The sequence below is a fragment of the Leucobacter sp. BZR 635 genome, from assembly GCF_048061935.2.
Lineage (GTDB): Bacteria > Actinomycetota > Actinomycetes > Actinomycetales > Microbacteriaceae > Leucobacter.
On the sequence record NZ_JBLUNZ020000040.1, the window covers coordinates 1 to 18096 of the forward strand.

Annotated in this window: 14 protein-coding genes and 1 pseudogene; 4 read left to right on the forward strand and 11 right to left on the reverse strand. The window is 66.6% G+C overall.

Translation table 11 applies throughout. The features are described 5' to 3' along the window. A pseudogene (locus tag ACI1US_RS08060) lies at positions 1 to 1034 on the forward strand (glucose-6-phosphate isomerase); the annotation flags it as partial. Between the two features lie 445 nt (positions 1035 to 1479). Here the strand turns inward: ACI1US_RS08060 and ACI1US_RS08065 are convergent. The 9 genes from ACI1US_RS08065 to uvrA form a co-directional block, all read right to left on the reverse strand. Then, on the reverse strand, positions 1480 to 1845 hold the full coding sequence (locus ACI1US_RS08065) for an RNA polymerase-binding protein RbpA (protein WP_416549548.1): 366 nt from the start codon (positions 1843 to 1845) through the stop codon (positions 1480 to 1482). Positions 1846 to 1868: 23 nt separating this feature from the next. After that, a complete protein-coding gene (secG, locus tag ACI1US_RS08070; protein WP_416549549.1) occupies positions 1869 to 2117 on the reverse strand; it encodes a preprotein translocase subunit SecG in 249 nt (82 codons plus the stop codon). Positions 2118 to 2233: 116 nt separating this feature from the next. Next, on the reverse strand, positions 2234 to 3079 hold the full coding sequence (gene tpiA, locus ACI1US_RS08075; protein WP_416549550.1) for a triose-phosphate isomerase: 846 nt from the start codon (positions 3077 to 3079) through the stop codon (positions 2234 to 2236). Next, a complete protein-coding gene (locus ACI1US_RS08080) occupies positions 3076 to 4326 on the reverse strand; it encodes a phosphoglycerate kinase (protein ID WP_416549551.1) in 1251 nt (416 codons plus the stop codon). Before ACI1US_RS08080 ends, tpiA begins: the two co-directional genes overlap by 4 nt. 55 nt (positions 4327 to 4381) lie before the next feature. Further along, on the reverse strand, positions 4382 to 4999 hold the full coding sequence (locus ACI1US_RS08085) for a superoxide dismutase (RefSeq protein WP_416549552.1): 618 nt from the start codon (positions 4997 to 4999) through the stop codon (positions 4382 to 4384). A 140-nt stretch (positions 5000 to 5139) separates the two neighbouring features. Then, complete coding sequence (whiA, locus tag ACI1US_RS08090; RefSeq protein WP_416549553.1) at positions 5140 to 6114, reverse strand: DNA-binding protein WhiA; 975 nt, start codon at positions 6112 to 6114, stop codon at positions 5140 to 5142. Between the two features lie 61 nt (positions 6115 to 6175). Beyond that, positions 6176 to 7054, reverse strand: a complete 879-nt coding sequence (rapZ, locus tag ACI1US_RS08095; RefSeq protein WP_416549554.1) for an RNase adapter RapZ — start codon at positions 7052 to 7054, stop codon at positions 6176 to 6178. Then, positions 7047 to 9059: an excinuclease ABC subunit UvrC gene (uvrC, locus tag ACI1US_RS08100; protein ID WP_461639604.1), complete on the reverse strand. Its 2013-nt coding sequence runs from the start codon at positions 9057 to 9059 to the stop codon at positions 7047 to 7049. The genes rapZ and uvrC overlap by 8 nt, the downstream gene beginning before the upstream one ends. Before the next feature lie 28 nt (positions 9060 to 9087). Beyond that, positions 9088 to 12153, reverse strand: coding sequence for an excinuclease ABC subunit UvrA (gene uvrA, locus ACI1US_RS08105; RefSeq protein WP_461639606.1), 3066 nt, complete (start codon positions 12151 to 12153; stop codon positions 9088 to 9090). 147 nt (positions 12154 to 12300) lie between these two features. On the opposite strand from uvrA, the gene ACI1US_RS08110 reads away from it, so the two are divergent. Then, the gene (locus tag ACI1US_RS08110; RefSeq protein WP_461639608.1) at positions 12301 to 13137 is read left to right on the forward strand and encodes a siderophore-interacting protein; all 837 of its coding nucleotides are present in this window, start codon (positions 12301 to 12303) and stop codon (positions 13135 to 13137) included. Between the two features lie 48 nt (positions 13138 to 13185). After that, entirely contained in the window at positions 13186 to 13584 is a 399-nt protein-coding gene (locus ACI1US_RS08115; RefSeq protein WP_461639610.1) for a VOC family protein, read from the forward strand. Between the two features lie 6 nt (positions 13585 to 13590). Here ACI1US_RS08115 and uvrB read toward each other — a convergent pair whose 3' ends face one another. After that, the gene (gene uvrB, locus ACI1US_RS08120; protein WP_461639612.1) at positions 13591 to 15678 is read right to left on the reverse strand and encodes an excinuclease ABC subunit UvrB; all 2088 of its coding nucleotides are present in this window, start codon (positions 15676 to 15678) and stop codon (positions 13591 to 13593) included. 128 nt (positions 15679 to 15806) lie between these two features. Here uvrB and ACI1US_RS08125 point away from each other — a divergent pair, with 128 nt between their 5' ends. Continuing rightward, complete coding sequence (locus ACI1US_RS08125) at positions 15807 to 16850, forward strand: endonuclease/exonuclease/phosphatase family protein (RefSeq protein WP_461639614.1); 1044 nt, start codon at positions 15807 to 15809, stop codon at positions 16848 to 16850. 92 nt (positions 16851 to 16942) lie between these two features. Here the strand turns inward: ACI1US_RS08125 and ACI1US_RS08130 are convergent, their stop codons facing one another. Further along, positions 16943 to 17980, reverse strand: coding sequence for an alcohol dehydrogenase catalytic domain-containing protein (locus ACI1US_RS08130; protein WP_461639616.1), 1038 nt, complete (start codon positions 17978 to 17980; stop codon positions 16943 to 16945). Positions 17981 to 18096: the final 116 nt, after the last annotated feature.

An 18096-nucleotide genomic window follows, 5' to 3' on the forward strand; every position in this document is an offset into this window, starting at 1 on the left:
TCCTTGCTGACCCCACCGTGGGCGGCAGGTTTTCCGCGCTCACCGCGTTTGGGATCGTCCCGAGCGTGCTTGCGGGCGCCGATATGCGCGGGATCGTCAGCGATGCCGCCGCCGTGCGGGCCTCACTTATGACGGACTCCGCGGAGAATCCCGCGCTGGAGCTCGCAGCGGCAATCGCAGCAGGGCTGCCCGAGCGCTTCGTGCTCGAGATGCACCCGGATGGCTCGCTGCCCGCTGAGTTCGGGCTCTGGATCGAGCAGCTCGTTGCCGAGTCGACCGGTAAGGACGGGAAGGGTGTGCTTCCGATCGCCCTCCCCCTGCGCGCGGCGGCCACGCCGTCAGGGAGCGTTGTCTCGCTGACGTACGGTGCGACGGAGAACGTGACCGACGCAGCTTTGAACGGGAGCTCCGGCTCCGCGGGCCGCAGCTCCGACGCACCGACGCCGAGCCTCTGCGTCGCCGGCACGCTCGGCGAACAGCTCCTGCTCTGGCAGGTCGTGACCGCGGCCCTCGGGTTCCTCCTCAGCGTGGACCCGTTCAACCAGCCCGACGTCGAGTCCGCCAAGATCGCGACGCGTGAATCGCCGGGCGGCCCGGTTGCCGAAGCCGGCCCAACGCTGTCGCCCGCGACCGTTCGTGCGGAGCTCACTGCGGCGACTCCCCCGACCGGCTACGTCGCCATTCAGGCGTACTGCGACCCGAGCACAGGGACCGTGGCAGCGTTGCTTGAGGAACTCCGCGCGGCGCTGAACACCGAGCTCGGTGTGCCGGTATCGCTCGGCTACGGGCCGCGCTACCTGCACTCCACCGGCCAGTTCCACAAGGGTGGGCCAAACCGGGCTGCGTTCTTGCAGCTCGTCGCTCGGCCCGACCGGGACGTCGAGATTCCCGGCGAACAGCAGAGCTTCGGCGAGCTCCTCAACGCTCAAGCCCGCGGTGACGCGAGCGTGCTTCAGGCGCGTGGCCGCACGGTCATTCGTGTGGAGACCGACAGCATCGAGGCGTACCTGCGAGAGCTGCTCGCGGCCTGGTAGCAGCCAATTCGCGTCGCCCGGGCCGGGGGATCCCGGTCTGGGCCACGCGCCGGCCTCCGCCGCAATCCTCACTGCCGCTCAGGCTCATCCTCACTGCTCCTATTGATTGAGACCGTGCCTTCCACAGGCCGCACAATGGTCGGAATAGATCACTAGGGGCCTGAGAGGCTCTGCTCAGTTGAAGGTGTACGCCTCAGCGACCAGGAGCGCTCACCTGCCATGACCTCAGCGGCCAGGAGCACTCACCTGCCATGACCTCAGCGAGGTCATGAGTCTTTGACCGCAAATCACCCCTGACTTCGCCGAGAACATATCTCCTGAGCGGCTCGGGGTGGGCGTGCTTCGCCTCCCTGGGTGCTCGCGCAGCACAGACAGAACAGGCCCCGGGACAATTCCCGGGGCCTGTTCTGTGTGTGCGTCGCGCGAGCGACGCACCGCCTGCTGACTACGCAGAAAGCTTCGCGGTTCCGCGTCGCTGACGAAGCTTGAGCAGAGCGGCTTCGAGCAGCTCCTCGGCTTCTTCCTCGGTGCGGCGCTCCTTCACATAGGCGAGGTGCGTCTTGTACGGCTCGTTCTTGGCGAGCTCGGGCGGGTTCTTCTGATCCTGCCCTGCGGGCAGACCGGTCGAGGGTGAGTCGATCTGCTCGGGAATGTCTTCGTCTGCGACCTCTGCCGCGAAGTACCGGACGGTCTCGTTGCCGAGTGCGTCCCAGTACGAGACCTTCTTGCGTTCTGCACGCACGCCGTGATCCATCTCGCCCATGGGGCCGGATCCGACGCGCGCACCGCGAATGGCGTTACTGCCTGCCACGGGTGACCTGCTTTCGAGAAATGCTAGATAAGCGTGAAACGATCGATGAGGCCAATGCCCACGATCGAGAAAAACCACACGAGTGAAACAATCACAGTGAGGCGATTGAGGTTGCGCTCCGCGACACCGGATGATCCCAGGCTCGAGGTGACTCCGCCACCGAACATGTCGGAGAGTCCGCCGCCACGCCCCTTGTGCAGCAGCACAAACAGGATGAGCAGGATACTCGTGAGCACGAGGAGCGAGATCATGATGATCTTCAATACGACCAAGATAGGTGCCTTTCGCGGGAGGCGCAGTAAGTCAGCCTCTAGTATAGCCGTTCCGCCGCCGGAGCAGAGAAACCGGGCGTGTGTTCCCCGGAAGGGGTGGGTGCGAGTCGCTTCGACTAGACCCCGACGTGCTTAGTGAACTGCGCGATCCGACTGAACTCGTCGACCTTCAGGCTCGCGCCGCCCACGAGCGCGCCATCAATGTTCGGCTGCTTCATGTAGGACGCAATGTTCTGGCTGGCTACTGATCCGCCGTAGAGCACGCGAGTCGCGTTCGCGACATCGTCGCCACGCTCAGCGCGCAGCACATCGCGGAGTGCCTTACCGACTTCCTCGGCCTGCGCGGGCGTGGCGGGTTCGCCGCTGCCGATAGCCCAAACGGGCTCGTACGCAACGACGAAGGTGGCGTCGGCGGTCAGCTGCGCGAGTACAGCGGTGAGCTGCTGCACCGGGATCGCCGCGGCACCGTGCGCCTCGAGGTCTTCGGCGGTCTCGCCGACGCAGATCACGGGGATCATGCCAGCGTCAACCGCTGCGCGTGCCTTGAGACCGACGGTCTCGTCGGACTCACCGTGGCCACCGCGGCGCTCGGAGTGGCCGACGATGACGTACTTCGTGTCGAGCTTCTTGAGCATCGCAGCGGAGATGTCACCGGTGAACGCGCCGGAGGCGTGGGGCGAGACATCCTGCGCGCCGAGGGCGACGGCAAGCTTGTCTGCGGTGAGGAGCGTCTGCACGGAGCGCAGGTCGGTGAAGGGCGGGAATACCGCGACCTCAACCTCGCCGTAGTTGTGCTGCGCATCCTTCAAGCTCCAGGCGAGCTTCTGCACGAATGCGATCGCCTGCAGGTGGTCGAAGTGCATCTTCCAGTTGCCTGCGATGAGCGGGGTGCGCTTCACGGGCGCGGCCGCTGCGGGTGCGGGATGAGCTGCCGCGTCGGTGGGTGTTGCCGCGTCGTTCATACGAGGACCTCCAGTCCTGGCAAAGCTTTGCCTTCGAGAAATTCGAGGCTCGCGCCTCCGCCAGTCGAGATGTGGCCAAAGTCTTCGTCGGCGAATCCGAGCACTCGGACCGCCGCTGCTGAGTCGCCGCCGCCGACGACGGTGAAGCCGTCGGTTTCGGTGAGTGCGCGCGCGATGGTGCGGGTTCCGCCGGCAAATGCCGTCATCTCGAATACGCCCATGGGGCCGTTCCAGAACACGGTTGCCGACTCGGCGATGACCGCGGCGAACGCAGCGGCCGAGTCGGGCCCGATGTCGAGCCCGAGGCCGGAGGCGCCGAAGCTGCTCGACTCGATCGCGTCTGCCGGAACGATCTCGTGTGCCGCGTCGGCAGCGAAGCCCTCCGCAACAATAATGTCTGTGGGGAGCACGATGCGTACGCCGCGCTCCTTCGCTGTAGCGAGGTAGCCGCGGACGGTGTCGAGCTGATCTTCTTCGAGGAGGCTCGCCCCCACCTTGTGGCCCTGGGCTGCGAGGAAGGTGAACACCATTCCCCCACCGATGAGCAGCGTGTCTACGCGCTCAATCAGGTGTGCGATCACGCCGAGCTTGTCCGAGACCTTCGAACCGCCGAGCACAACCGCGTAGGGTCGCTCAGCTTTCTCGGTGAGGCGCTCGAGGACTTCGAGCTCCGCAGCTACGAGGCGCCCCGCGGCGCTCGGGAGCAGCTGGGCGAGGTCGTAGACGCTTGCCTGCTTGCGGTGCACCACGCCAAAGCCGTCTGAGACGAAGGCATCGGCGAAGTCTGCGAGCTGCTGCGCGAACGCGCGACGCTCGGCGTCATCCTTGCTCGTCTCCCCCGCGTTGAATCGGAGGTTCTCGAGCAGCACGATCTCGCCGTCTGCAAGGGCGGCGACAGCTGCCGAGGCGGCTTCGCCGACGGTTTCGTCGACGAAGCCTACCTCTGCAGCGTCACCTGAGTCGCTCACCGGCTCTGCCTCGTTCAACAGTTCAGTCATGCGCGCGGCCACCGGACGAAGCGAGTACTGCTCGTCAGGCTCGCCCTTCGGGCGGCCGAGGTGGCTGATGAGCACGATTCGCGCGCCGGCCTCACGGAGTTCACGAATGGTCGTGAGTGAGGCGCGGATCCGCCCGTCATCGGTGATCGTCTTCACGCCGTTCGCGTCTGTGGCGAGCGGCACGTTGAGATCACAACGGACAATTACTGTCTTCGACCCGAGTGGGCCGAGCGAATCGAGTGTGCGCATGGTTCCTTAGAAAGAGGGCAGTGCAGGGTGAGCTGACGTTGGTGAAGCTGGGCGGTTAGATGAGGCCCGGCGTCTGGCTGCGAGCAGCCTCAAAGCGCTTCGCGACGTCCTGCCAGTTCGCGACGTTCCAGAACGCCTTCACGTAGTCCGCGCGCACGTTGAGGTAGTCGAGGTAGTACGCGTGCTCCCAGCAGTCGAGCATGAGCAGCGGCACGGTGCCAGCGGGGAGGTTGCCCTGCTGGTCAAACATCTGCACGATGTTTGCGCGCTGGCCGAGCGAGTCCCAGGCGAGCACTGCCCAGCCGGAGCCCTGCACGCCCATCGCGGTTGCCGCGAAGTGTGCCTGGAACTTCTCGAAGTCGCCGAAGAACTCGGTGATCGCCGCGGCGAGCTCGCCCTCGGGCTGTCCGCCGCCCTCGGGCGACATGTTGTTCCAGAAGATGGTGTGGTTGACATGGCCGCCGACGTTGAACGCCAGATCCTTCTCAAGCTTGTTCACTGGGGCAAGGTTGCCCGAGTCGCGCGCCTCGGCGAGCTGCTCGAGCGCGGTGTTGGCACCCGTCACGTAGGCCTGGTGGTGCTTTCCGTGGTGCAGCTCCATGATCTTGCCGCTGATGTGCGGCTCGAGGGCAGCGTAGTCGTACGGGAGTTCGGGGAGTGAGTATGCGGTCATTGCAGCTCCATTTCGCTTCAGGGATTCAGTACTCAGTCTATGGCTGGAACAGGGCGGGTGCCCAGTGTTCGCTGCGGGCTAGATCGATTGCGGTGATTCGCAGATCTAGCCCGCAGCGAGGCTCGGCTGACGCCGCCCGGTTATACGAGCTCTTCGGGAACGCTTGCCTCGGTGCCGGGGATGCCCTGATCCTCAGCTGCCTTGTCGGCCATCGCGAGCAGGCGGCGAATGCGCCCCGCAATTGCGTCCTTGGTGAGCGGTGGATCAGCGCGAGCGCCAAGCTCATCGAGGCTCGCCTCGCGGTGTGAGAGTCGGAGCTGACCTGCGTAGTTCAGGTGATCCGGAACATCGCTGCCGAGGATCTCGAGCGCGCGCTCGACCCTGGCGCAGGCCGCGACCGAAGCTTCGGCCGAGCGGCGCAGGTTTGCGTCATCGAAGTTCACCAGGCGGTTCGCGGTCGCGCGGGTCTCGCGGGCCTTGCGCAGGTTGTCCCACGCGGCGCGCGACTCCTCGGCACCCATGAGCCCGAGCAGCGTGCCGATGGCCTCGCCATCGCGCACGAGCAGCTTCGAGACGCCGCGGATATCGCGGCTCTTCGCGTCAACGCCGATCCGGCTCGCAGCACCCACGAGCGCCATCGAGGTCTCGCTGCTCGGGCAGACGACCTCGAGGCTGACGGTACGGCCGGGGGGCGTGATCTTGCCCCGGGCAAGGAACGCGCCGCGAAGGGCCGCGGCGAGCTCCTTCGCGTCACCGGTGGTGACGCGATTCGGTAGGCCGCGGATCGGGCGGCGGCGCTGGTCAAGCAGACCCAGCTGACGGGCAAGCGTCTCGCCGTCAATGACGCGGACGAGGAACTGTGGTGCGCCCGGGCGCACCGTGGTTGGGGGCAACTGGCGGGCCTCGGCGCGCACGCCGTAGAGCTCCGCAAGGTCTTTACGCACACGCTGTACTGTCTGCGGGGTATGCAGCTCAGCTTCAAGGGCGATACGCCCATTGATCGTGTGTAGGCCGCCAGACAAGCGCAGGATCGTGGCGAGTTCCGCCATTCTCTCCCCGGTCCGTTGCACGGGGAGCTTCACCAGCTCGCTCATGACATCGGCGGTACTCGGCACAGATATTCCTTTCGAAACAGATAAACAGCGAACATAACGGGCAGCGGATCGCGCTGTACCGTTATTCGCGACCGAGGTCGCGGTGGCGGAGCTGTACGCTCACGCCGGGCAGACTGGCAAGCCGGTCTGCGAGCTCTCGGGCAACTGCCACTGAGCGATGCTTGCCGCCGGTGCAACCGACGGCGAGCGATGCGTGCCGCTTGTTCTCGCGCTGGAATCCGGCAAACACCGGGGCGAGGGCGGCAACGTAGGCGTCGATGAATTCTGTCGCACCCTCCCGGCTGAGGACATAGTCCTTCACCGCGGGGTCGACGCCAGTGAGCGGGCGAAGCTCGGGGTCCCAGAACGGGTTCGGAATGAACCGCATATCTGCCATCAGGTCCACATCGGTGGGAGCGCCGTATTTGAAACCGAAACTCATGACCGACAGCTGCAATCCGGCGACGTCCTCTGAGGAGAACATGTCGCGGATTGCGGTGGTGAGCTGGTGCACGTTGTAGTTCGACGTATCGACCACAACGTCGCTGGTGGCGCGGAGCTCCTGTGAGCGTTCGCGCTCGAGCCGGATGCCTTCAAGGAGGCCACCGGTCTCGACCTGCAGCGGGTGCGGGCGGCGAACGCTCTCGTAGCGGCGGACGAGGATGTCGTCCGCGGCGTCAAGGAACACGACCCGCACTGTGGCCGTGTGCCGGAGCTCATTCACGGTGTCCTGAATATCGGCGAAGAGATCCCGCCCGCGAACATCGACGACCGCGGCGATGCGCGGAAGCGCCCCGCCTGACTTGTCGGCCATGTCTGCGAGGGTCTTCACCATCGACAGCGGGAGGTTGTCTACGACGTACCATCCGAGGTCTTCGAGGGTGTTGGCGACGGTGCTGCGGCCTGCCCCGGACATACCGGTGACAATCAGGATCTCCTGACCGTTAACGACCTCATTCATCGTCTACCCCCTCAAAGTCTGTGTCTGTCTGCGCATCGACAATCTTAGCGTCTGGCGCGCCCTTTCGGAGTCGGGTAAGGTGTCCGAGAATCTGTTCTGCCGTCCGCTCTCCGATTCCCGGTACGGCCGCGAGTTCGGCGACCGACGCCCCGCGCAACCTGGTGGCTGAGCCGAAGTGCCGCAGCAGCTGCTGCACCCGTTTCGGGCCAAGCCCGGGTACGTCTGCGAGCTGCGATGCGATCGCCTCGCTGCGGCGCTTGCGCTGGAAGGTGATCGCGAAGCGGTGCGCCTCGTCACGGGCCCGCTGCACGAGAAACAGCGCCTCGCTGGTGCGCGGGAGCACGACCGGGAACGGATCCTCCGGCAGCCACAGCTCCTCGAGCCGCTTCGCGATGCCGCACAGCGCAATGTCGGTGATGCCGGCCTCGCGCAGCGCCCGGTGCGCGGCCTTGACCTGCGGTTCGCCGCCGTCGACGATGATGAGCTGGGGCCGGGCGCGGTACGCGCCGGTTGGGCGCTCCCCTGCTTCCCGGGCGTGGTTCAGCTGCGCGGCGCGACGAGATACGACCTGATAGATCGAGTCGGTGTCGTCGGTGGTCTCTTCGATGCGGTACTTGCGGTACTCGCTTTTGGCTGGCAGGCCATCTTCGAAGACGACGAGGGAGGCGACAACGCCTGTGCCCTGCAGGTGCGAGACGTCGATGCACTCGATGCGCAGCGGTGCCTCGTCCATGCCGATCGCCTGCTGCAGCTCGGCGAGGGCGTCGGTGCGGCTCGTGATGTCGGCCGCGCGCTTGAGCTTGTAGCGCATGAGATTCTCGCCGGCGTTGAGCGTCGCGCGATCCATGAGCTGGGCCTTGTCGCCGCGTTCGGGCGTGCGGATCCGCACCTTGCCCTTGCGCGGCCGCAGCTTCGAAAGCGTCTCCTCGAGCGACTCGAGGCCGTCGGGTAGCTCTGGTACGAGCACCTCTGGTGGCGGCTCGCGGTCGCCCTCATACGCCGTCTGCAGCACCTGTTCGAGGAGCCTGCCGGGCGAGTCGTCGAGCTCGACGTCGACGATCCAGCTGCGCTCACCGCGCACCCGGCCGCCGCGAATAATGAACTGGTGGAGGGCTGCCGAGAGCTCATCGACGCGTAGTCCGAATGCGTCGACGTCGACCTCGTGGCCGAGCACGATCGCGTTCTTCTCCATGACGTGCTCGACGGCCGCGACCTGATCGCGGAGCCTTGCGGCGTCTTCGTATCGCTGCTCGGCTGCCGCGTCCTTCATCTCGCGCTGCAGCCTGCGGAACTGCGCCTGGTAGTTACCGCCGAGAAACGCGACGAGCTCGCTCACTCGGGCGCGGTGCTCCTCGACCGTGACGGTGTGCGAGCAGGGTCCCCCACAGCGGCCAATCTGGCCCGCCAGGCACGGCTTACCGCTCGTCATCGCACGCTTGTAGTCGGCGTCGTTGCAGGTGCGGATGGGGAATGCCTGGTGCAGCAGCGCCGCGGTCTCGCGGATCGCCCACACCTTTGGGTACGGCCCGAAGTACTTCGCGCCCCTGATGCGCTCGTTGCGGGTGATGATGAGCCGCGGGGCTTCCTCCCCCAGCGTCACCGCGAGGTACGGGTAGGTCTTATCGTCCTTGAACTGGACGTTGAACGGCGGCTTGTACTCCGTGATCCAGGTGTGCTCGAGGACGAGCGATTCGGTGTCGCTCGCGACCACCGTCCAGTCGACGTTCGCGGCGAGCGACAGCATGCGCCGCGTGCGGGGCATGAGCGAGTGCATCGGCTGGAAGTAGTTCGACAGTCGGGCCCTGAGGTTCTTCGCCTTGCCGATGTAGAGCACGCGGCCGTGCCGGTCCGAGAACCGGTAGACGCCCGGGCTTGTCGGGATCTCGCCCGGCGCCGGTTTGAAGGTGTCGCGCGGGTCGACAGGAAGCGCGGGCGCGGCGGAGACGCCCGAGGCGCCGGGGGTGTCCCCGGCGCCTAGGCCGACTCGCAGTGGATCTTCCTTCACGAGGTCATTCTCACAGGCCAGCCTGCCACTACGCGGTCTGCTGTGCGGCGGCGGGCTGCTTCTTCGCCGCAGTTTTCTTGGGGGCCGCAGTCTTCTTTTCGGCAGGCTTCTTCGCAGCAGGCTTCTTCGCAGCCGTCTTCTTCGCCGCCGGAGCCTTCATCGCTGCCGGGGCAGCGGTGATCCGCGTCACCGTCTTCGCGACTGGCGCCTTGGCGAGCGCTTCGGCGAGGAACTGCCCGGTGTGGCTCTCAGCGTGCTTCGCGACCTGTTCGGGCGTGCCGGTCGTGAGGATCGTGCCGCCGCCCGAGCCGCCCTCGGGGCCGAGGTCGATGACCCAGTCTGCGCTGCGGATCACGTCGAGGTTGTGCTCGATCGTGATGACCGTGTTGCCCTTGTCGACGAGGCCGTTGAGCACGAGCAGGAGCTTGCGCACGTCTTCGAAGTGGAGACCGGTGGTCGGCTCGTCGAGTACGTAGATGCTGCGGCCATTCGAGCGCTTCTGCAGCTCGGTTGCGAGCTTCACGCGCTGCGCCTCGCCACCGGAGAGCGTTGTCGCGCTCTGCCCGAGGCGGACGTAGCCGAGGCCGACGTCGACGAGCGTCTTCATGAAGCGGTGGATCGAGGAGATCGGCTCGAAGAACTTCTCAGCCTCGGCGATCGGCATCTCGAGTACCTCGGCGATGTTCTTGCCCTTGTACCGGACCTGCAGGGTCTCGCGGTTGTACCGCTTGCCGTCGCAGACCTCGCACGCGACGTACACGTCGGGCAGGAAGTTCATCTCGATCTTCAGGGTGCCGTCGCCCGAGCACGCCTCGCAGCGGCCGCCCTTCACGTTGAAGCTGAAGCGCCCGGCGAGGTAGCCGCGGGTCTTCGACTCCTGCGTGTCAGCGAACAGGTTGCGGATCTTGTCGAACACGCCCGTGTAGGTCGCGGGGTTGGATCGCGGCGTGCGCCCGATCGGTGCCTGATCGACGTGCACGACCTTGTCGAGGTGCTCGAGCCCGGTGACGCGGGTGTGCTTCCCGGGCACCATGCGGGCGCCGTTGAGCTGGTTCGCGAGCACGCGATAGAGCACGTCGTTTACGAGCGTGGACTTGCCTGAGCCCGAGACGCCGGTGACGGCGGTCATCACGCCGAGCGGGAACGTCGCGTCGACGTTCTGGAGGTTGTTTGAACGCGCGCCAACGACCTTCAGCTCGCGGCCCTTGTCCAACTTGCGGCGCTGCTTCGGCGTCTCAATCGCGCGCCGGCCGGCGAGGTAGTCGCCGGTGACCGAGTTCGTGTTTGCGCGCAGCTCCGGGAGGAGGCCCGAGTGCACAACGGTGCCGCCCTCGATGCCGGCACCGGGGCCGATGTCGACGAGCCAGTCGGCTGCCTCGATTGTCTCCTCGTCGTGTTCGACGACGATGAGTGTGTTGCCGAGATCACGAAGCTTGATGAGCGTCTCGATGAGCCTGCGGTTGTCTCGCTGGTGGAGGCCGATCGACGGCTCGTCGAGCACGTAGAGCACGCCTGTGAGGCCAGAGCCGATCTGCGTCGCGAGGCGGATACGCTGCGCCTCGCCGCCCGAGAGTGTCCCGGCGGCGCGAGCGAGCGTGAGGTAGCCGAGCCCGACCTCGATGAGGAAGTCAAAGCGGAGCCGGATCTCGCGGAGCACCTGCGCCGCGATCTTCGCGTCACGCTCGCTGAGCTCAACCCCGTCGAAGAAGCGCTTCGCATCGAGCAGGCTGAACTCGCCCACCGCAGCAATCGACTCGTTGTCGACGGTGACCGCGAGGACCTCGGGCTTGAGTCGCTGGCCCTGGCAGACGTGGCAGGGCACCTCGCGGAGGAACTCGCTCCAGCGCTCGCGGCGGTTGTCGCTCTCGGCCTCTTCGTACTGCCGTTCGATGAACGGAATGACGCCCTCGAAGCCGCTCGTGTACTTGACCTCGCGGCCGAAGCGGTTCTTCCAGCGAACGTTGACCTTGAAGTCGTTGCCGCGGAGCACGGCCTCCTGCACGTCTTCGCTGAGCTCGCCCCAAGGGGTCTTCAGCGAGAAGTCGAGGTCTTTCGAGAGGCCGACGAGCAGCTTCTCGTAGTACTGGTAGAGGCTCTTGCCCTGGCTGGTCCAGGGAATAATGACGCCCTCGCTGATGGAGAGTTCGGGGTCGCCGAGCACCAGATCCTCATCCACCGACATGCTCGTGCCGAGACCCGAACACGTCGGGCACGCACCGAACGGTGCGTTGAATGAGAAGGTGCGCGGCTCGATCTCGGTGAGCTGCACCGGGTGTTGGTTCGGGCACGAGAGGTGCTCCGAGAACAGCTGGGTGCGGTCGTCGGCCTGCTCATCGCGGTCGACATAGTCGATCTCGACCGTGCCGTCAGCGAGCCGCAGCGCGGTCTCCAACGAGTCGGTGAGACGCCCGAGCCCCTCGGGCGAGGCGACAAGTCGGTCGATGACCACAGAGATGTCGTGCTTGATCTGCTTCTTCAGCTTGGGCGGATCGCTGAGCTGCACGAGCTCACCGTCGACGATGGCGCGCGAGTAGCCTGTGGCCGCGAGCTCCTGGAAGAGGTCGACGAACTCGCCCTTCTTCTTGCTCACGACGGGCGCAAGCACCTGGAAGCGCGTGCGCTCCTCGAGCTGCATGAGCCGGTCGGCGATCTGCTGCACGGTCTGCGACTCGATCCGCTCGCCGCACACGGCACAGTGCGGAATGCCGATGCGCGCCCAGAGGAGACGCATGTAGTCGTAGATCTCGGTGATCGTACCGACTGTGGAACGCGGGTTGCGGTTCGTCGACTTCTGGTCGATCGACACCGCGGGGCTCAGACCCTCGATGAAGTCGACGTCCGGCCGATCCACCTGGCCTAAAAACTGGCGCGCGTAGGCGCTCAGCGACTCGACGTACCGGCGCTGGCCCTCGGCAAAGATCGTGTCGAACGCGAGGCTCGACTTGCCGCTCCCCGACAGCCCCGTGAACACGACGAGTGAGTCGCGCGGGATCGAGAGATCGACGTTTTTCAGGTTGTGCACCCTCGCGCCCTGCACGCTGATGTGAGCGTGGGCTGCAGAGGAGCGTATCGGTGTGTTGCTCTGTGAAGTCACTCCCCCACCTTAGCGTCTCCCGCACGGGAATTCGAACATGTGTACTAGAAATCTGGATGTTCGCCGCGCGCTAACTCCTGGCGTTGTGGGGCCCGGTGTGGGAAGCTGGATGCTGGCCAGAGATCATCTGATGAATGAGGTAGAGACATGACCGCCCAGCCTTGCGCGCGCACCCAGCGCCCCGCACGCCCCCAAATTGTGCTCGAGGTGAAGGAACGCGTGCAACTGAGTCCGCACCTCGTGCGCATTGTTGCTGGCGGCCCCGGAATGGCCGATGTCGAACTCAGCGGATTCACCGACGCCTACAGCAAGATGCTCTTCCAGCACCCGGAAACCGACCTCACTCCCCCGTACGACCTCGACGCGCTGCGGCAGGAGCTTCCCGCGGAGCAGCTGCCCTCGACGCGGACCTACACGGTACGCCGCATCGACCAGGAGGCCGGCGAGGTCTGGATCGACTTCGTCACCCACGGCGACGACGGCTACGCCGGGCCCTGGGCGGATCGGGCGAAGCCCGGCGATCCCGTCGTGCTCCGCGGAATTGGCGGAGGCTATGCGCCCGACCCCACGGCTGACTGGCACTTCCTCGCCGGCGACGAGTCGGCGATCCCGGCGATAGCCTCGGCGCTTGAAGCGATGCCCGCTGATGCACGGGGCGTGGCGCTCATTGAGGTTGCGGGTGAGGCAGATGTGCTCGAGCTTGCGGCCCCCGCAGGGATCGAAGTCACCTGGCTCTTCCGCGGCGAGGCCGAGGCTGGAACCTCGACGGTGCTCGTTGACGCCGTGCGCGCGGCTGAGTGGCGTCCCGGCCGAGTGCAGGTCTTCGTGCACGGCGAGCGCGGGGCAATGAAGGCGCTGCGTCCCTACTTCACCGACGAGCGGGGCATCGAGCGCGCACAGCTCTCGCTGTCGCCCTACTGGGCATACGGGCGGCGCGAGGACACGTTCCAGGCCGAAAAGCGCGAGGCGATCGGTCAGATCTAGCCCGGAAAGACTGCAGGCGGCGACCTCGTCCCGGATTATGCTGAAGCAATGAGCCTCACCCTTGACTTCTTAGGCATCGTCACCCGTGATCTCGCTGCCTCGCTCGCGTTCTACCGTGAGCTGGGCATCGAGATCCCCGAGGGCGCAGAAAGCGAACCGCATGTCGAAGCGCTGCTTCCAAGCGGCATGCGAATCGGCTGGGACACCGTCGAGGTGATCCAGAGCTTCGACCCGGAGTACGCTCCTCCGGCGGGTAGCCACCGGGTAGCGTTTGCCTTCCAGGCAGACTCCCCCGCGGAGGTCGACGAGGTCTTCGCGCGCCTCATGGCGGCGGGCCACCGCAGCCGCGTCGAACCGTGGGATGCGCACTGGGGGCAGCGCTACGCAACCGTGATGGATCCCGACGGCAACGCTATCGATCTCTACGCGACGCTGCCCGAGGCCTAGCGAGGGTCACATGTGACCGGCGGCGTCGATGCTGCGCAGCTCCCGCTTCAGCTCGGCAACCTCGTCGCGCAGTCGCGCCGCGAGCTCGAACTTCAGCTCTTCCGAGGCGAGTAGCATCTGCGCGGTGAGGTCGGCAATGAGCTCCGTGAGCGTGTCTGCGCCCTCGGCTCCAATCGCCGCGGCGCGCGAAGCGGCCTTGCCCTTTGCGCGCTGAGGCGATCCCTTTTGCGCGTGGCGCGACACCCGCTCGGCGAGCACGTCTTCGGTGTCGGCGGCCTCACGGTTGAGCATTTCGGTGATGTCGCCGATCTGCTTGCGCAGCGGTGTGGGATCGATGCCGTGCTTCGTGTTGTACTCGACCTGCATTTCGCGGCGGCGGTTCGTCTCGTCGATCGCGAGCTTCATCGACGGAGTGATCCTGTCGGCGTACATGTGCACCTCGCCCGACACGTTACGCGCGGCACGGCCAATCGTCTGAATGAGCGAGGTCGAGGAGCGCAGGAAGCCCTCCTTGTCGGCGTCGAGGATCGCCACGAGCGACACCTCCGGCAGGTCGAGGCCCTCACGCAGCAGGTTGATGCCGACGAGCACATCGAAGATGCCCGCGCGCAGCTCGGTGAGCAGCTCGACGCGGCGCAGCGTGTCGACATCGGAGTGCAGGTAGCGCACGCGCACCCCCGCCTCCTCCATGAACGTCGTGAGCTGCTCAGCCATCTTCTTCGTGAGCGTGGTGACGAGCACGCGCTCGTCACGCTCGACCCGCAGGCGCACCTCCTCGAGCAGGTCATCGATCTGCCCCTCTGAGGGCTTCACGACGATCTCGGGGTCGATGAGGCCGGTCGGACGGATGATCTGCTCGACCACGCCGTCCGCGATCCCCATCTCGTACTTGCCCGGCGTCGCCGAGAGATACACCGTCTGGCCGACCCGCTCCTTGAATTCGCCAAACTTCAGCGGGCGGTTGTCGAGTGCGCTCGGGAGGCGGAAGCCGTGATCCACCAGCGTGCGCTTGCGCGAGGAGTCGCCCTCGTACATCGCGCCAATCTGCGGCACCGTCACGTGCGACTCGTCGATGACGACGAGGAAGTCGTCTGGGAAGTAGTCGAGCAGGCAGTGCGGGGCCTCGCCCGGCACGCGGCCGTCCATGTGCATCGAGTAGTTCTCGATGCCCGAACAGAAGCCGATCTGCTCCATCATTTCGAGGTCGAAGGTCGTGCGCATGCGCAGCCGCTGTTCCTCGACAAGCTTGTTCTGGGACTTTAGCTCGCGCGTGCGCTCATCGAGCTCGTCGGTGATCTGCCCCATCGCGCGGTTCATGACCTCGCGGCTCGCCACATAGTGGGATCCCGGGAACACCGACACGGCGTCGACCTGGTTCACGACGTCGCCCGTCACCGGGTGCAGGTAGTACAGCGCCTCGATCTCGTCGCCGAAGAACTCGATGCGGATCGCGAGTTCCTCGTACATCGGGATGATCTCGACGGTGTCGCCGCGCACCCGGAAGTTGCCGCGCACAAACTCAATGTCGTTGCGCTGGTACTGCATCTCGACGAAGCGGCGCAGCAGTAGGTCGCGGTCGAGTCGATCCCCCACCACGAGCGGAACCATCGCCTCGTAGTACTCCTCGGGCTTGCCGAGGCCGTAGATGCAGGAGACGGTCGAGACCACGATCACGTCGCGGCGGCTCAGCAGCGAGTTCGTCGTCGAGTGCCTGAGCCGCTCGACCTCGGCGTTTACCGAAGAGTCTTTCTCAATGAACGTGTCCGTCTGCGGCACGTAGGCCTCGGGCTGGTAATAGTCGTAGTAGCTCACGAAGTACTCGACGGCGTTGTTCGGGAAGAGCTGGCGGAACTCGGTCGCGAGCTGCGCGGCGAGCGTCTTGTTGTGCGCGAGCACGAGTGTGGGCCGCTGCACCGCCTCGATGAGCCACGCGGTCGTTGCCGACTTGCCAGTTCCGGTCGCACCGAGCAGCACCACGTCGGTGTCGCCCGCGTTGATGCGGCGGGAGAGCTCCTCGATCGCCTGCGGCTGATCGCCGCTCGGTTCGTAGTCGCTGATGACCTCGAAGGGGCGAACGCTGCGGGTTGGTTCCATGCTCATAAGAATAATCACTTTGCTCGGCATTCGAAAGTTTGTTCGCCTGTGGCGTCTGTGTAGGTTGTGCCCCACCAGCACCGTAGGCTGTGCCTCACCAACATCGCAGCCTCGAGAAAGCTGGGTGCATGCCGCCGCTCGAACAGGGAACACCGGCCCCCGCCGCGGGCAGGATCCTCCGCGCGACCCTGGTGGCGCTCGTGGGCGCGATCCTCGCGGCGGCAGCGCTGCTCCTCGCTTGGCCGCAGGCGTTCGGCGCGCAGCGGATCTTCGGCGTCGCCCAGCTCATTGCGTTCCGCCCCGTGCTCGGCATCGGTCTCGGCGCGTGCGCCGCGGTGGCCGCCCTGCTCGCGGTGTCACGCCGCGCCTCGCGCACGCGGCGGGCCGCGTTTCTTGCGCTCGCCGTGATCCTCGCGCTCGCGGCGACCGGGCAGGGAGCGGTGCTCGCTGCCCGCGGGTGGGATCGGAGCCCCGCACCCCTGACCGGCGCGAGCACCGCTGCCGCCGGTGGCCTCACAGTCGTCTCGTGGAATGTGCAGGGCGGAGCCACGGGCGCGGAAGACATCGCTCGGCTCGCGCTCGCCGCAGGTGCCGACGTCGTCGCGCTCCCTGAGGCGGGGGCCACGCTCGCCGCGGAGGCGGCAGCGATCCTCGGGGAACGCGGCCTCGCCATGCGTGCGCACACGCTCGACGGCAGGATCCCGACGTCGGTACTCATCGCCGAGCGCCTCGGCGGCTACTCCTACGACGGCGCGCGGGGATCCACCCCGGAGCTGCCCAGTGGGGTCTGGATCCCCGCCGACCCGGACCAGCCCGCCCTCGTGATCGCGCACCCGTTCCCGCCGGTGCCCGGCGGCATGCCGCAGTGGCGCGCGGGACTCGAGTGGGTCGCGGAGCAGTGCGGCGCCCTCGGCCCGAACGTCATCGTGGCTGGCGACCTGAATGCGACCGTGGACCATCTCGGCGACATGCGCGGTTGCGGTGACGCCGCGTTGGCCGCCGGCGCCGCGGCATCTGGCACCTGGCCTGCTGCGTTTCCGGCCGGCTTCGCGTCGCCCATCGACCACGTGCTCACCGGGGCAGACTGGGAGGCCGCCGCCTTTCACGTGGGCGAGGCCGCGGGCGGCAGCGACCACCGCCCGGTCATCGCGGCGCTCGAAGCGAGCGGATAAGCGCACTGCGGAGTGACCCCGCGGTCATCCCGCAGCGCGCCCGGTCCGGCCTGAGACCGGCGAGAGACCGGCCGGAGACCGGCGGGAGCTCCCTACGGCACGAGCACCGCGCGGCCGGCGATCTTCCCAGCGTGGAGATCGTCGAAGGCCTGCGGGGCGTCGTCGAGCGGATAGCGCACGACCTCGACCGAGATCCTGCCCGCCTGCGCGAGCGCGATCACCTGCCGCATGTCGGCGCGCGTGCCACCGTAGGCGCGCTCGATGTTCACGCCCCACGGCAGCCCGGCACCACCTGCGACGTACGGAAAGCTGCCGCCGCCGAGGCCAACGAAGCGGATCGCGCCGCCGCCTCGCACCACCGCGGTCGCCAGCTCAACGGTCGGCTGAACTCCGACGAAGTCGAACACCACGTCTGCGCCGCGGCCGCCGGTCTCGGCGAGGATGCGCGCGGCCGCCTCTTCGTTGCTCGGAATTGCGAGATCTGCGCCGTGCGCCTCGGCGAAGGCGAGCTTCGCCGGGTCGGTGTCGAGCGCGATGATCCGCGCGCCGGTCGTGGCGGAGAGGATCTGCAGCGCCATGTGCCCGAGGCCCCCGAGGCCGATCGTCACGACGGTCGCGTCGCCGGTCATGCGGTCGCGCACGGAGTTGATCGCGTGCATCGGCGTGAGGGCCGCGTCGGCAAGCGGTGCTGCGGCGACGGGATCGAGATCGCCAATCGGATCGATATGCCGCGCCTTCACCGCGATGTAGTCAGCCATGCCGCCGGGGCTTCCGATCCCGGGAGACAGCGGTGCCATCGCGTCACGCGGGGCAACGACCTCACACTGGTTATCGCGGCCTGAGAGGCACTCGCGGCACTGGCCGCAGGAGAGGACCAGCGACACGATTGCGCGATCCCCCACGTTCCACCCTGCAACGTTCGCGCCGAGCTCCTCGACCGCGCCCGCGACCTCGTGGCCAAGCGTTGACCCGATGAGCGGGTTGTCATCGCCCAGCGCGATGATGGAGATGTCGGAGTGGCAGACGCCCGCGCCCCCGACCCTGATGAGGACTTCGTCGGCCCCGATTTCAGGCTTCGGCTTGTCACGCAACTCCACCGTGTTGTTCTTCACATAGGTCACTGCACGCATCGAAAATGTTCCCTTCGTTTCGGCGCAGGCACCAGGGTGTGGCAGCTACTGCGCCCGTTCCTAGCGTACGCTCAGCCGGCGCATAATGCGCGCGGCATGGACGGCAAGATTTGAGG

What these genes read in the sequence shown, in the direction of transcription:
- tpiA (WP_416549550.1), bottom strand. Translation starts at nt 3,079, where the DNA reads ATGAACGACGCGGCAACACCCACCGACGCGGCAGCTCATCCCGCACCC.
- ACI1US_RS08080 (WP_416549551.1), bottom strand. Translation starts at nt 4,326, where the DNA reads ATGCGCACACTCGATTCGCTCGGCCCACTCGGGTCGAAGACAGTAATT.
- ACI1US_RS08085 (WP_416549552.1), bottom strand. Translation starts at nt 4,999, where the DNA reads ATGACCGCATACTCACTCCCCGAACTCCCGTACGACTACGCTGCCCTC.
- rapZ (WP_416549554.1), bottom strand. Translation starts at nt 7,054, where the DNA reads ATGAATGAGGTCGTTAACGGTCAGGAGATCCTGATTGTCACCGGTATG.
- ACI1US_RS08110 (WP_461639608.1), top strand. Translation starts at nt 12,301, where the DNA reads ATGACCGCCCAGCCTTGCGCGCGCACCCAGCGCCCCGCACGCCCCCAA.
- ACI1US_RS08115 (WP_461639610.1), top strand. Translation starts at nt 13,186, where the DNA reads ATGAGCCTCACCCTTGACTTCTTAGGCATCGTCACCCGTGATCTCGCT.
- uvrB (WP_461639612.1), bottom strand. Translation starts at nt 15,678, where the DNA reads ATGGAACCAACCCGCAGCGTTCGCCCCTTCGAGGTCATCAGCGACTAC.
- ACI1US_RS08125 (WP_461639614.1), top strand. Translation starts at nt 15,807, where the DNA reads ATGCCGCCGCTCGAACAGGGAACACCGGCCCCCGCCGCGGGCAGGATC.
- ACI1US_RS08130 (WP_461639616.1), bottom strand. Translation starts at nt 17,980, where the DNA reads ATGCGTGCAGTGACCTATGTGAAGAACAACACGGTGGAGTTGCGTGAC.